Source organism: Micromonospora yongxingensis, assembly GCF_052601155.1.
In genome coordinates, this window is sequence record NZ_JBQXEO010000003.1 from 327914 (window position 1) to 341097 (window position 13184).

The window sequence follows — 13184 nt, forward strand, 5'->3', positions numbered from 1 at the left end:
ACAGTCGGCGGGTGCGTACCGCTCAGCAGATCCTCGCCGACTCCGCCGTGATCGCCGTCGTGGGCGCGTCCCGCGACCCGCGCAAGGCCGCGCACGGCGTGCCGTTGCAGATGCAGCAGTACGGCTGGCGGATCATCCCGGTCAACCCGACCGTCGATGAACTGTTCGGCGAGCGGGCGTACGCGACGCTCGCCGACATCCCGCACCCCGTCGACCTGGTGGATGTGTTCCGGCCGGCTGCCGACGCCGTGCAGGTGGTCCGGGACGCGGCGGCGATCGGCGCCCCCGCGGTCTGGTTGCAGCTGGGCATCGTCTCGGGCGAGGCGCGGCGGATCGCCGAGGAGGCGGGAATGGACTACGTCGAGGACCGCTGCCTCATCGTCGAACGGGCTGCCGGCGGCCTGACCCGCCTCGGCTGAGCGGCCGAGGGCGTCGCGTTCGCGGCGGTCGAGGGAGATGGTGCGGCGAGCGTGATACCTCAGAGTCATATTGATACCTGAGAGTCATCACGCTCATGACCGACCGGCGGAGGTCAGAGCTTGTACTCCTTGAGCAGGCCACGGGAGATGATGGTCTTCTGGATCTCGGAGGTGCCCTCGCCGATGAGCAGGAACGGGGCCTCCCGCATCAGCCGCTCGATCTCGTACTCCTTGGAGTAGCCGTAGCCGCCGTGGATGCGGAACGCCTCCTGCACGACCTCGGCGCAGTACTCGGAGGCGAGCAACTTGGCCATGCCGGCCTCGACGTCGTTGCGTTGGCCAGCGTCCTTGAGTCGGGCGGCGTTGACCATGAGGGCGTGCGCAGCCTCGATCTTGGTGCCCATCTCGGCGAGCTTGAACGCGATGGCCTGGTGCTTGGCGAGTGGCTGGCCGAAGGTCTTGCGCTGCTGGGCGTAGCTGACCGCCAACTCGAAGGCGCGGATGGAGATGCCGCAGGCGCGGGCGGCGACGTTGACGCGGCCCACCTCGATGCCGTCCATCATCTGGTAGAAGCCGCGGCCCACCTTGTCGGCGCCACCGAGGATCGCCGAGTCGGGCACGGTCACCCCGTCGAGCACCATCTCGGTGGTCTCGACCCCCTTGTAGCCCATCTTGTCGATCTTGCCCGGGATGGTCAGCCCGGGTGCGGTCTCGCCGAAGCCCGGCTCCTTCTCCAGCAGGAAGGTGCTCATGTTGCCGTACACCGACTCGGCGCCGGTGTCGGTCTTGACGAGGGTGGCCACCACGGAGGAGTACGCGCCGTTGGTCAGCCACATCTTCTGCCCGTTGAGCACGTAGCGGTCGCCGTCGCGGACCGCCCGGGACTTGATCGCCGAGACGTCGGAGCCGGTCTCCGGCTCGGACATCGAGAAGGCGCCGCGCACCTCGCCGGTGGCCATCTTCGGCAGCAGCCGGGCCTTCTGCTCGGCGGAGCCGTGCTGGGAGATCAGGTACGCCACGATGAAGTGCGTGTTGACGATGCCGGAGATCGACATCCAGCCCCGGGAGAGCTGCTCCACGACGAGCGCGTAGGTGAGCAGCGACTCGCCGAGCCCGCCGTACTCCTCGTCGATGGTGAGGCCGAAGAGCCCCATCTCGCGCATCCCGTCGAGGATGTCGGTGGGGTACTCGTCGGCGTGCTCCAGCCGCTGGGCGTGCGGGATGATCTCCTTGTCGGCGAACTCCCGGACGGTTTCCAGGATCGACCGCTGCACATCGGTGAGGCCGGGCGTCTGGGCGAGTCGGGCCATCTCAGCCTCCGGGGATCAGCGCACTACTCATGGGTAACTGAACGCTGGGTCAGTATCGGTCTCCAGGGCCGGCGAGGCCAAGGTGACCAGTCCACACAACCGCTGTGAAAAGGTTCACCGCTGCGGGTAGCGTCCGGCAAGAGGGACTTTCCCGGCACCGGCAGGAGGAGGACAGCCGTGAGCTACCCGCCGCCGTCGGGACCGCCGGGGGACGAGCAGCCGCCGTCACCCTACGAGCCGCCCGGAGACCAGTCGCCGTACGCGCCGCCGCCGGAGCGCTCACCGTACGGGCCGCCGGCCGACGATCCATCGCCGTACGAGCAGCAGGGGCCGCACCAGCCGGCGCACTGGGCGCAGCAGCCGCCGTACCCGCCGCAGGGCCCCTACGGCCAGTACGGCCCGCCGTCCTCGGGACCGGGTCGGGGCACCAACGTGCTGGCGATCCTGTCGCTGGTGTTCGCGTTCGTGTTCCCCCCGGCCGGCGCCGTTCTCGGCCACGTGGCCAAGCGGCAGATCCGCACCAGCGGCGAGGAGGGCGACCAGCTCGCCACCTGGGGGCTGATCCTCGGCTACGTCTTCACCGGGATCACCGTGCTGGCCTGCTGCGGCTGGCTGGCCCTGCTCATCGTCGGCAACAGCGGCGACAGCGGCGGCTACTGACCGGTCCGAGGTGGACCCGTCAGCGGAACCGGGCCTCGCGGACGCTGTTGCCGCCGTCCACCACCAGCATCTGACCGGTGATGTACGAGGCGGCCGGCGAGCAGAGGAAGCTGATCGCGGCGGCGACCTCGTCCGGAGTGCCCGGTCGACCGACCGGGGTGCCCAGCCCCTGCTTGATCTCCGCCATGGTGGACGCCGCGGTGTAGATGGTGCCCGGCGCCACCGCGTTGACGGTCACCCCGTCGGCGATCATCTCCATGGCCAACGCCCGGGTCAGCCCGACCACGCCGGCCTTGGCCGCCGCGTACGCGGCCTCCGTGGGCAGGGCGTTGACCGGGCCGGCGGTGGCCGCCAGGTTGACGATCCGCCCCCAGCCCCGCTCGGCCATCCCGCTGATGAACGCGCGGCTGCACAGGAAGGCGGTGGACAGGTTGCGGTCGATCTCGCCCTTCCACTCGTCGTAGCTGAGCTGCGCGACCGGCCGCAGGACCTCCGGGCTGGCCCGGCTGGCGAGGCCGGCGTTGTTGACCAGCACCTCGACGTCGCCCAACTGCTCGGCGACCGCGTCGGCCAGCGCGCCGACCTCGGACTCGTCGGTCAGGTCCGCGACGAAACCGGTCACCCCCAGCTCGGTGGCGCGCTCGTGGATGCGCCGGGTCGTGGAGACGATGGCCACCCGGGCTCCCAGATCGGCGAGCCGGCGGGCCGTGGCGTACCCGATGCCGTCCGCGCTGCCCGCCCCCGTCACCAGGGCGACGCGCCCGTCGAGCCGCATGGTCACCGGGTCGGCGAGCGCCACCGGCTCGTCGGGGCCGGGAGTTCCGGCCGGTGTGGCCGCACGGCCGCGTCGGGCCACGCCCGGGCGGCTCGCGTCCCGTCTCGGTCGACTACCGGATCGGTCCGCGGCGCGCGCCTCGATTGCCATGCCTGGATCCTGCCCGTTGCGACCGGCCCGGGCAACGCGGCACCCGGTAGCGGGGGCATCGGGTTTCGCCTGCCCTGACTACCCTGACGGGCGCACCCGACCTGACGGAGAGTTCGCATGACCAATCCCCCACCGCCCGGCGGCTGGACCGATCCCACGTGGTCGGGCCCGCAGTCGAGCCCACCGGTGGACCCGACCCTGGTGGCCGGCTCGCCGGTACCCACCCAACCCGGGCCGCCCGACCCGTACGCGCCTGTCGACCCGTACGCCGGCGGGCAGTTGCCGCCGGGTCAGCCCGTGCCCGGATACGCGCCGCAGGGGTATGCGCCGCCCGGGTACGCCGCGCCCGGCTATCCGCCGCAGCACCCCGGGTACGGCTACCCGGCGCCGCCGAAGACCAACGGCATGGCCATCGCGGCGTTCGTGCTGTCCCTGATCGGCATCACGTCCTGCATCACCGCGCCGGTCGGCGCGATCCTCGGCCACGTGGCCCGCAAGCAGATCCGGGCCACCGGCGAGAGCGGTGAGGGCATGGCGAAGGCAGCCATCATCATCGGCTGGATCTTCACCGGACTACTGGTGCTGCTGATCGCCTTCTACGTCGCCGCGATCGTCTTCGCGATCGCGACGGGCGACAGCGGCACCAGCACCAGCAGCTACTGATCGGTGGGCGAGCCGGCGTGGCGCCGGTTGTCGGGGCGGGACGACGGCCGGCGGCGGTCGTCCCGGCCCGCCGCGCTCACTCCGCCGGTGGGGTGAACGACGAGGTACGGAACATCCCGGCCGCCCGGCCCTTGGCGGCGATCACCAGCGCCATCTTGCGGGACGCCTCGTCGATCATCTCGTCGCCGAGCATCACGGCGCCGAGCCGGCCGCCGGCCTCCGAGGTGTAGTGCTGGTAGGCGTCGAGGATCAGTTCGGCGTGGTCGTAGTCGGCCTGCGCCGGCTGGTAGACCTCGTTGGCGGCGTCGATCTGGCCCGGGTGCAGCACCCACTTGCCGTCGAAGCCCAGCGCCGCCGAACGCTTGGCCACCTCGCGGAAGCCGTCCACGTCCCGGATCTGCAGGAACGGGCCGTCGATGGCCTGCTTGTCGTGCATCCGCGCCGCCATCAGGATCCGCATCAGGATGTAGTGGTACGGGTCGCCCGGGTAGTCCGGGATCAGCGCGCCGACGACCAGCGACCTCATGTTGATCGAGGCCATGAAGTCGGCCGGCCCGAAGATGATGGTCTCCACCCGGGGCGAGGCGGCGGCGATCGCGTCCACGTTGACCAGACCGGCGGCGTTCTCGATCTGCGCCTCGATGCCGATGCGGCCGACCTCCAGGCCGAGCGTCTTCTCGATCTGGGTGAGCGTCAGGTCCAGCCACTGCACCTGGGCGGCGGTCTGCACCTTCGGCAGCATGATGCAGTCCAGGTTCGCCCCGGCGCCCTCGACGACCTCGATGACGTCCCGGTAGGTCCACGGGGTGGTCAGGTCGTTGACCCGGACCACCCGGGTCTTGCCGGCCCAGTCACCCTCGTTGAGCGCGGCCACGATGTTCTTGCGCGCGTCCGGCTTGGCCAGCGGGGCGACGGCATCCTCCAGGTCGAGGAAGACCTGGTCGGCCGGGAGCCCCTGCGCCTTGCCGAGCATCTTGACGCTGGAACCCGGTACGGCGAGGCAGGACCGGCGGGGACGACCGACTGCGGCCATGGATGCGCTCCTTCCAGCGTCCGGCGGGCACGCCGACGCCACCTGACGACAGATCCGAGAAACTTAACGATCCCAAAGGGCGTGGTGACGCCACGGTAACCTCGCGCCATGACCGGGGTGAATGGACCTGTGGAAGATCTCACTGGGCGTCGACTCGTGGTGGTGACCGGGGCCAGCTCCGGCATCGGACTGGCCGCCGCCGTGAACCTGGCCTGCCGTGGTGACCGGGTGGTGCTGGTCGGCCGGGATCCGGCCCGACTGCAGGCCGCGGCGGAACGCGTGCGGGAGAATTCGGGTGAGCGTCCGGAGCTGTTCCGGGCGGACTTCGCGGTGCTCGACGACGTACGCCGGCTCGCCGAACGGCTGCGCGACGCGTACGACCGGATCGACGTGCTGGTCAACAACGCGGGCGCGATCGCGCTGCAACCGCTCACCACCGTCGACGGCTTCGAGCTGTCGATCCAGGCCAACCACCTGGCCCCGTTCCTGCTGACCAACCTGCTCGCCGACCGGGTCGGCCGGATGGTGGTCACGGCCTCCGGCGCGCACCGCAGCGGCATGCTGGACCCGGACGACCTGAACAAGCCACTGCGCCGCTACCGGCCGATGGTCGCGTACGGCACCAGCAAGCAGGCGAACATCCTGTTCACCGCGGAGGCGGCCCGCCGCTGGCCGGGCGTCCCGGCACACAGTTTCCACCCGGGGGTGGTGCGCACCCGGTTCGCCAACGACAGCCGGCTGGTCGCCCTCGGCATGCGGTTCCTGCCGTTCCGCAGCCCCGAGAAGGGCGCCGAGACCCTGGTGTGGCTCGCCAACCAGGACCCGGCGCGGCTGGTCCAGGGGGGCTACTACGCCGACCGTCGGCTGCGTCGGCCGTACCGGAAGGCCGCCGACCCACAGCTCGCCGCGCGGCTCTGGACGGCGAGCGCCAAGGCCGTCGGCATCGCCGAATAGCGTGGCCACATGCTGAATCTGGTGGCGGTGGTCGACTATCCCGCCGGAGCCGAGGCTGCCGGGCAGCGGTACGAGGACGAGGTGCTGGCCCTGCTCGGGCGGCACGGTGGCCGGCTGGAACGCCGGCTGCGCGGCAGCGACGGGCGGGCCGAGGTGCACCTGATCCGGTTCGACGCACGGGCGGGGTACGAATCGTTCCTCGCCGACCCGGAGCGGGCCGCGCTGCGCGCCGCCCTCGGCGAATCCGCCCCGACCACCCGTGTCATCGAGGTGCGCGAGAGCTAGCCGCTAGCTCGCTCAGTCGGTCAGCGGGGCGGCGTCGGCGGGCAGCGGGGTGGGCGGCGGTGTGGCGCGGCGGCCGGCCCGGGCGCCGCCGAGCACCACCACCGCGACTCCGACCAGCAGCAGCGCCAGCCCCAGCAGCGCGTACGGGCGGGGCATCTGACCCAGCCAGGCCCAACCGAGCAGAGCCGCGCCGGGCACCTCCAGCAGGATCAGCACGCTCACGGTTGTCGCCGGGATCCGGTGCAGGGCGTAGTTGAACATCGAGTGGCCGAGCAGTTGGGCGCCGGCCACCAGGGCCAGGATGGCCAGCCAGGTCCGCCCGTCGAAGCCGACGGTCCGGACGCCGCCGAGCAGGCAGACGACCAGCAGGATCAGCGCGCAGATCCCGTAGCAGATGGTGGTGTACGTGGTGGTGCTGATGCTGGCCCGGGCCCGCTCGCCGAAGGCGGTGTAGACGGCGGCGAACAGGCCACCGGTCACCGCCAGCAGGTCACCGAGGACGGCCCGCCCGGAGATGCCGACGTCCGCGCCGGTGGCGATCGCCGCGCCGACGACCGCCACCGCGATGCCGATCCAGACCACCCGGGGCAGCCGGCGGCCCTGGAAGCGGGCGATCAGCCCCTGCCAGACGGGCTGGGTGGCGACCAGGGCGGTGGCCGTGGCGACCGACGTGAGCTGCGCGCTCGGCATCCAGGTGGCGAAGTGCGCGGCCAACGCGACCCCGGAGAGCACGCAGAACAACCCCTCCCGGCGACCCACGCCCATGGTCAGGCGGCGGAACTCGGCGCGGCGCCGGGCCAGCGAGAAGGGGCCCAGGACGACCACCGCGAGCAGGTTGCGCCAGAACGCGATGGCCAGGGCGGGAGCGGCGGCGTAGGCGATCAACGGCGCGGACGACGACACGGCGACCACGGCCAGGCCGACAGCGCCGGTGGTCAGCGGATCCAGAGGCGGGCGGGGTGAAGGAGAGGGCACGGGAAGCAATCCTCACACGGTCGTGAAGCACACGGACCGTCAGCGCTCCGTTACGATCACGCGGGTCCGCGCCGGCGACCCCTCGACCGCCCGGAGGCGCTCCTCCCATGCCCAGCTACCAGGCGGTGCTGTTCGACTTCTTCGGCACGCTGACCCGTTCGGTGCAGCGCGGTGCCGCGCACCTGGGCACCGCCGAGCTGCTCGGATGCCCCACCGACACGCTGACCGAGGTGCTGAACCGTACGTACTACGAACGGGCCACCGGCCGGCTCGGCAACGCCGAGGCGACCCTGCGCTGGGTGTGCGCCCAGGCGGGCGTACACCCCAGCGACCACGCGCTGCGCGCGGCCGTGGCGTCCCGGCACCGGGCGGTGCGCGCGGACACCCGGCTGCGGGGCGACGCGGTGCCCGTGCTGGCGGCACTGCGCCAGCGTGGTCTGCGCACCGGTGTGATCAGCGACTGTACACACGAACTGCCGGCCTTCCTGCCGCAGCTCGCGATCGCTCCACTGCTCGACGTGCGGGTCTTCTCCGTGCAGGTCGGACTGTGCAAACCGGATCCGGCGCTCTATCTGACCGCCTGCCAGCGGCTCGGGCTGGCACCGGATGACTGCCTGTACGTGGGCGACGGCGGCAGCCAGGAGCTGACCGGCGCCGAGCGCGCCGGGATGACCGCCGTCCGGCTCGCCGCGCCCGACCTCGGCGAGCACATGGTGTTCAACGCCGACCGGGACTGGCGCGGTCCGAAGCTCGGCACGCTGCGCGAGGTGCTCGACGTCGTCGACGCCCAGGTCGTCGGCGCCGGGGCCGGCTGAGGTGTCGGGCCGGGCGTCGGGTCAGCGGCGGCGAACCCGGTGCAGGCGGAACGGCTTGCGGGTGGCCCGGACCGCCGGAGTGTCCCGGGGCACCTCGGCCTGCGCGTCGGCCGGCAGGTCGGTGCCGGCCAGCGGGTCGCCCGCCGGCGCGAGCCGGTTCACCGCGCAGCCGTCGGCGGCCCACCGGGCCACCAGGTCGGCGGTCGGGCCGGGCGCGTTGAGCCGCTTGCCCGCGACCAGCGGCGCGGTGGTGTCCCACGCCTCGGTGCCCGGCTGGACCCGGGTCACCCGGGCGGGCCAGGTGACGATCCGGCCGCCGTGGTCGCCGCGCAGCGTGACCTGCGCCTCGGTCGCGTCGGCCAGCCCCGGTGCGGCCTGCTCGCCGGGCCCGCTGACCACGTACAACGCGCCCTCCAGCGGAGCGCACCAGAGCGCGAGCGCCGGGCCGCCGGGCACGCTGACCCAGGCCACGGCGGCCTTCTTCATCGCCTCGTCGACCAGTGGCGTGCCACGGGGGCCATCGTCGTCCGTCACATCCGCATTCTCCCGCATGGGCACCTCCGCGCCGGTCAGCCCACGAAGGGTGGCACGGCGATCTCGCCCTTGGCCACCGGCACCACCTGGCCGGCCACGGTCGCGCCGACCGCCACGCCGTTCGCCGCGGTGACCGTGCAGGACAGCGCCGACGGACGGTTCATCTCCACACCCTGGCTCACCGCGTAGCGGGACATCCCCTCCCCGGGCAGCAGGCCGCTGGCCACCAGCCAGACGCCGAGGCCGAGCGCCGCCGAGCCGGTCGCCGGGTCCTCCGGTACGCCGAGGCCCGGCACGAAGACCCGGGCGTGCGCGGTTTGCGTGGTGCCGTCCCAGGAGAAGACGCTGACGTGCGCCACCCCGTACCGCTCCGCCGCCGCCGGGTTCACCCGTGCCCGGGCGACCGACTCCGGCCGCACCGGCAGGTACGGGAACTCCAGCCCGCAGCCGGCGACCCGTGGCGCGGGCCCGGCGTAGTCGTCCGCGACCAGCCCCGCGATCTCCAGCAGCGGCTCCGGGTCCAGTTCGGGGCCGAGGGTGGCGGCGCCACCGGTCAGCGTCGCGCCGGACTCGGTCACCTCGATCGGCAGCACTCCGGCACCGCACTCCTGGGTGATCTGCCCCACATCGAACATCCCGCGCCGACGGGCGGTGACCGCCGCGCCGACGCTGGGATGCCCGGCGAACGGCAACTCCTCGACCGGGGTGAAGATCCGGGCCCGGTAGGTGGCGCCGAACTGGGTCGGGGGCAGCACGAACACCGTCTCGGAGAGGTTGAACTCCAGCGCGAGCGCCTGCATCTGCTCGGTGGCCAACGCCTCCGCGCCGAACACCACGGCCAGCGGGTTGCCGGCGAACGGGCGGTCGGTGAAGACGTCCACGATCTCGTAGGCCAAGGTCGACATGTTGATAAACACTAGGCGCTTAGGCTGGTGCCCGTGAGCACGCCGACCCGGGTCTACATCGCCCGCCTCGCCGGAGTCGCCGTCTTCGACCCGAACGGTGACCAGGTGGGCCGGGTTCGTGACGCCGTGGCCCGGCTGCGGGCGACCAAACGTCCCCCGGAGGTCGTGGGCCTCGTCGCCGAGATGCCGATGCGTCGGCGGATCTTCCTGTCCATCAACCGGATCACCTCCATCGACGCGGACGCGGTCGTGCTCGGCTCCGGCACCCTCAACCTGCGGCGCTTCGAGAAGCGCCCGAACGAGCTGTTGGTGCTCCAGGAGTTGCTGGACCGACGGGTGCAGCTCGACCCGGGCGGGCAGCCCGGGGCGGTGGTGGACGTCGCCATGGAGTGCAGCCGGGGCGGTGAGTGGTCACTCACCCGGGTCGCGGTCCGCGAGCAGACCGGCCGGCTCAGCCGTCGCGGCCACCTGCACCAGGTGGAGTGGGACCGGGTGCGCGGGCTCAGCGGCATCGCCGACAACCGGGGTACGGCGAACCTGCTCGCCGTCCTGGAGGACATGCGCCCGGCCGACCTGGCCAACGCCCTGCAGGACCTGCCCGACGCGCGGCGCAACGAGGTCGCGGCGGCGCTGGACGACGAGCGCCTCGCCGACGTGCTCAGTGAGCTGCCCGAGCACGACCAGGTGGAGATCCTCGCCGCGCTGGACCGGGAACGGGCCGCCGACGTACTGGAGGAGATGGACCCGGACGACGCCGCGGACCTGCTCAACGAGCTGCCCCCGCCGGAGCAGGACGTGCTGCTGGACCTGATGGAGCCCGACGAGGCCGACCCGGTGCGCCAACTGCTCAAGTACACGCCCGGCACGGCCGGCAGCGTGATGACCTCGGAGCCGGTCATCCTGCCGCCGGACGCCACGGTCGCCGAGGCGCTGGCCCGGATCCGGGAGCCGCAGCTCTCCCCCGCCGTCGCCGCCCAGGTCTTCGTGACCCGAGCCCCGCAGAACACCCCGACCGGCCGCTACCTGGGCATGGTCCACTTCCAGTCGCTGCTGCGCGAGCCCCCGGCCGACCTGCTGGGGAAGGTGGTGGTCAACGACATCGATCCGCTGCGCCCGACCACCCCGCTGCCGGAGATCACCCGCCGGATGGCCACCTACGACCTGGTCGCCATGCCGGTGATCGACCGGAACAACCGGCTGGTCGGCGCCGTGACGGTGGACGACGTGCTGGACCACTCGCTGCCACGGGACTGGCGGGACCGTGACGCCCTGGGAGCGGCAGGCGCCACCGACCATGTGTTGGACGGCTCGGATGGCTGACCAGCGGCGGACCGAACGGCTCGACCAGCCACGTGAGCCGCGGGGGATCAAGCTGCCCCGGTTCGACGCGGAGGCGTTCGGCAGGTGGTCCGAGGGCATCGCCCGCGGCATGGGCACCGCGAACTTCATCGTCGTCATGACGGTGGTGATCGCGATCTGGTTCGGGTGGAACACCCTCGCCCCCGCACACCTGCGCTTCGACCCGTACACCTTCACGTTCCTCACCCTGGTGCTGTCGTTGCAGGCCAGCTACGCGGCGCCGTTGATCCTGCTGGCGCAGAACCGGCAGGCGGACCGGGACCGGCTGGCGCTGGAGGAGGACCGGCGGCGGGCCACGGCGCAGAAGGCGGACACCGAGTACCTGGCGCGGGAGATCGCCTCGCTGCGGATCGCGCTGGGCGAGGTCGCCACCCGGGACTTCCTCCGCTCCGAGCTGACCCGGCTGGCCGAGGAGCTGGACGAGGCGGGGCAGCGCCGCCAGCGGTTGGAGCGCCGCCAGCAGGAGAGGGACAGCCGGCAGGAGAGGCGCGGCCAGCGGCCGACCGACGGCGCAGGGCTGGGTGAGCCCCGCGACGACCTGGACGGCGACTTCACCCACGGCTCCCGGCCGGACGGCGTCGCGCCCCGCCCGCAGGACGGCTGACCGGGGGGCCGCGTCCGGCCATCGATTCGCTCACACCGTTCCCGGGCAACGGCCGGAGCGGATGCCCCGCGACGTAGCATTGCGGGCATGTCAGCACCCGTCAGCACCGTCGAGGACGCGATCCAGGCCGCCCTGGCCACCGTCAACGACCCGGAGATCCGCCGGCCCATCACCGAGCTGGGCATGGTCCGCTCCGCCACGATCGGTGCCAGCGGCGTCGTACGGGTCGAGCTGCTGCTCACCGTCGCCGGCTGCCCCCTCAAGGACAAGCTGCGCACCGACATCACGGCCGCCGTCGCCGCGGTGCCCGGGGTGACCGGGGTGGAGATCGACTTTGGTGTGATGAGCCCGGAGCAGCGGCAGTCGTTGCAGTCGCAGCTGCGCGGCGGGGGCGCCAGCGAGGAGCCGGTCATCCCGTTCGCCCAGCCCGGCTCGCGGACCCGCGTGTACGCGGTGGCCAGCGGCAAGGGCGGCGTCGGCAAGTCCAGCGTGACGGTCAACCTGGCGGCGGCACTGGCCGCCCGCGGGCTCTCCGTGGGCGTGGTCGACGCGGACATCTACGGCCACTCGGTGCCCCGGATGCTCGGCGCGGACGGCCGGCCGACCCGGGTCGAAGACATGATCATGCCGCCGCAGTCGCACGGCGTGAAGGTGATCTCCATCGGCATGTTCACCTCCGGCAACGCCGCCGTGGTGTGGCGCGGCCCGATGCTGCACCGGGCGTTGCAGCAGTTCCTGGCCGACGTCTACTGGGGCGACCTGGACGTGCTCCTGCTCGACCTCCCCCCGGGCACCGGCGACGTGGCCATCTCGCTGGCCCAGTTGCTGCCCAACTCGGAGATCCTGGTGGTCACCACCCCGCAGGCCGCCGCCGCCGAGGTGGCGGAGCGGGCCGGTGCCATCGCCCTGCAGACCCACCAGCGGGTGGTCGGCGTCATCGAGAACATGTCCTGGCTGGAGCTGCCGGACGGCTCCCGCATGGAGATCTTCGGTGCGGGCGGCGGCGCGACGGTCGCCGAGTCGCTGAGCCGGACCATCGGCGCACAGGTGCCGCTGCTGGGGCAGATCCCGCTGGACACCCGCGTCCGGGAGGCCGGCGACGCCGGCAACCCGATCGTGCTGGCCGAGCCGGAGTCGCCGGCTGCGCAGGCGCTCGGCAAGATCGCCGACCGGCTGGCGCTGCGTCGCGAGTCGCTGCTCGGCAAGCCGCTCGGCCTCAAGCCCGCCGGGCGCTGAGCACCCGGTCCACCGTTCGCCCGCCGGCCCCTGGGTCGGCGGGCTACGTGCCGGTCACGTGACGGGCGGGTTCCGACGGGTCGATCAGGTGGCGTCGTCGTAGCTGGCCCGGGGGGCCGGCGCCGACGGGGTGCCGGTGGCCGTGCCGGACCGGGTGCCGTTCGAGCGTGGGTCCGCGGCGTTGGCCACGTCCTTCAGCTCGTCGTGCACACCGCCGACGTCCGCGCGCAGGTTGTCGTAGACGCCCTGCAACGGCTTGCGGATCGCGGCCTCGTCCTCCTCGCTGAGGAGGTGCTTGCGGATGAAGGCCTTCGGGTGCAGATCCTCCAGCTGGATGTCGGTGCCCAACTCCCGGCTCAGGTCACCGGTCGCGTTGCGGGCCATGTTGCGCAGGTTGCGCACCAGCCGCAGGCCGTCCGTGATGACTGCGGGCAGCCGGTCACCGAAGATCAACAGCGCCAGGAGCAGCAGCGCACCGATCTCCCACCAGTTCAGGTTGTCGAGCAT

At 72.4% G+C, this 13184-nt stretch carries 16 protein-coding genes; 9 read left to right on the forward strand and 7 right to left on the reverse strand.

The genetic code is table 11. The features are described 5' to 3' along the window. Positions 1 to 11: 11 nt before the first annotated feature. The gene (locus ACTWLT_RS07110; RefSeq protein ID WP_445317608.1) at positions 12 to 419 is read left to right on the forward strand and encodes a CoA-binding protein; all 408 of its coding nucleotides are present in this window, start codon (positions 12 to 14) and stop codon (positions 417 to 419) included. 113 nt (positions 420 to 532) lie between these two features. Here ACTWLT_RS07110 and ACTWLT_RS07115 read toward each other — a convergent pair whose 3' ends face one another. Then, entirely contained in the window at positions 533 to 1729 is a 1197-nt protein-coding gene (locus tag ACTWLT_RS07115; protein ID WP_089017864.1) for an acyl-CoA dehydrogenase family protein, read from the reverse strand. Positions 1730 to 1906: 177 nt separating this feature from the next. Here ACTWLT_RS07115 and ACTWLT_RS07120 point away from each other — a divergent pair, with 177 nt between their 5' ends. Beyond that, positions 1907 to 2389, forward strand: a complete 483-nt coding sequence (locus tag ACTWLT_RS07120; protein ID WP_445317609.1) for a DUF4190 domain-containing protein — start codon at positions 1907 to 1909, stop codon at positions 2387 to 2389. A 19-nt stretch (positions 2390 to 2408) separates the two neighbouring features. Here ACTWLT_RS07120 and ACTWLT_RS07125 read toward each other — a convergent pair whose 3' ends face one another. Further along, positions 2409 to 3245 carry an SDR family NAD(P)-dependent oxidoreductase gene (locus ACTWLT_RS07125; RefSeq protein ID WP_445317648.1) on the reverse strand — a complete coding sequence of 279 codons (837 nt, stop codon included), beginning with the start codon at positions 3243 to 3245 and terminating at the stop codon, positions 2409 to 2411. Between the two features lie 186 nt (positions 3246 to 3431). On the opposite strand from ACTWLT_RS07125, the gene ACTWLT_RS07130 reads away from it, so the two are divergent. Further along, on the forward strand, positions 3432 to 3977 hold the full coding sequence (locus tag ACTWLT_RS07130; RefSeq protein WP_445317610.1) for a DUF4190 domain-containing protein: 546 nt from the start codon (positions 3432 to 3434) through the stop codon (positions 3975 to 3977). A 76-nt stretch (positions 3978 to 4053) separates the two neighbouring features. Here the strand turns inward: ACTWLT_RS07130 and ACTWLT_RS07135 are convergent, their stop codons facing one another. Continuing rightward, positions 4054 to 5010 carry an HpcH/HpaI aldolase/citrate lyase family protein gene (locus ACTWLT_RS07135; protein WP_445317611.1) on the reverse strand — a complete coding sequence of 319 codons (957 nt, stop codon included), beginning with the start codon at positions 5008 to 5010 and terminating at the stop codon, positions 4054 to 4056. A gap of 129 nt (positions 5011 to 5139) precedes the next feature. Here ACTWLT_RS07135 and ACTWLT_RS07140 point away from each other — a divergent pair, with 129 nt between their 5' ends. Both ACTWLT_RS07140 and ACTWLT_RS07145 read left to right on the forward strand, forming a co-directional pair. After that, positions 5140 to 5964: an SDR family NAD(P)-dependent oxidoreductase gene (locus ACTWLT_RS07140; protein WP_445317612.1), complete on the forward strand. Its 825-nt coding sequence runs from the start codon at positions 5140 to 5142 to the stop codon at positions 5962 to 5964. Between the two features lie 9 nt (positions 5965 to 5973). Next, a complete protein-coding gene (locus tag ACTWLT_RS07145; RefSeq protein ID WP_445317613.1) occupies positions 5974 to 6249 on the forward strand; it encodes a hypothetical protein in 276 nt (91 codons plus the stop codon). 12 nt (positions 6250 to 6261) lie between these two features. Here the strand turns inward: ACTWLT_RS07145 and ACTWLT_RS07150 are convergent, their stop codons facing one another. Further along, positions 6262 to 7224: a DMT family transporter gene (locus ACTWLT_RS07150; RefSeq protein ID WP_445317614.1), complete on the reverse strand. Its 963-nt coding sequence runs from the start codon at positions 7222 to 7224 to the stop codon at positions 6262 to 6264. 107 nt (positions 7225 to 7331) lie between these two features. On the opposite strand from ACTWLT_RS07150, the gene ACTWLT_RS07155 reads away from it, so the two are divergent. Beyond that, positions 7332 to 8039, forward strand: coding sequence for an HAD family hydrolase (locus ACTWLT_RS07155; protein ID WP_445317615.1), 708 nt, complete (start codon positions 7332 to 7334; stop codon positions 8037 to 8039). A 21-nt stretch (positions 8040 to 8060) separates the two neighbouring features. On the opposite strand, the gene ACTWLT_RS07160 is transcribed toward ACTWLT_RS07155, so the two are convergent. Both ACTWLT_RS07160 and ACTWLT_RS07165 read right to left on the reverse strand, forming a co-directional pair. Next, positions 8061 to 8591 (reverse strand): hypothetical protein, encoded by a 531-nt coding sequence (locus tag ACTWLT_RS07160; protein WP_445317616.1) that lies wholly within the window; start codon positions 8589 to 8591, stop codon positions 8061 to 8063. Between the two features lie 17 nt (positions 8592 to 8608). Beyond that, positions 8609 to 9478 (reverse strand): PhzF family protein, encoded by an 870-nt coding sequence (locus tag ACTWLT_RS07165; protein ID WP_445317617.1) that lies wholly within the window; start codon positions 9476 to 9478, stop codon positions 8609 to 8611. A gap of 33 nt (positions 9479 to 9511) precedes the next feature. Between ACTWLT_RS07165 and ACTWLT_RS07170 the strand changes: the two genes are divergently transcribed. From ACTWLT_RS07170 to ACTWLT_RS07180, 3 genes are all read left to right on the forward strand, one after another. Beyond that, entirely contained in the window at positions 9512 to 10798 is a 1287-nt protein-coding gene (locus ACTWLT_RS07170; RefSeq protein WP_445317618.1) for a magnesium transporter MgtE N-terminal domain-containing protein, read from the forward strand. Continuing rightward, positions 10791 to 11441, forward strand: coding sequence for a DUF1003 domain-containing protein (locus tag ACTWLT_RS07175; RefSeq protein ID WP_445317619.1), 651 nt, complete (start codon positions 10791 to 10793; stop codon positions 11439 to 11441). The genes ACTWLT_RS07170 and ACTWLT_RS07175 overlap by 8 nt, the downstream gene beginning before the upstream one ends. Positions 11442 to 11528: 87 nt before the next feature. Continuing rightward, the gene (locus tag ACTWLT_RS07180) at positions 11529 to 12677 is read left to right on the forward strand and encodes an Mrp/NBP35 family ATP-binding protein (protein ID WP_445317620.1); all 1149 of its coding nucleotides are present in this window, start codon (positions 11529 to 11531) and stop codon (positions 12675 to 12677) included. A gap of 84 nt (positions 12678 to 12761) precedes the next feature. Here the strand turns inward: ACTWLT_RS07180 and ACTWLT_RS07185 are convergent, their stop codons facing one another. Next, positions 12762 to 13184, reverse strand: coding sequence for a twin-arginine translocase TatA/TatE family subunit (locus tag ACTWLT_RS07185; protein WP_252415948.1), 423 nt, complete (start codon positions 13182 to 13184; stop codon positions 12762 to 12764).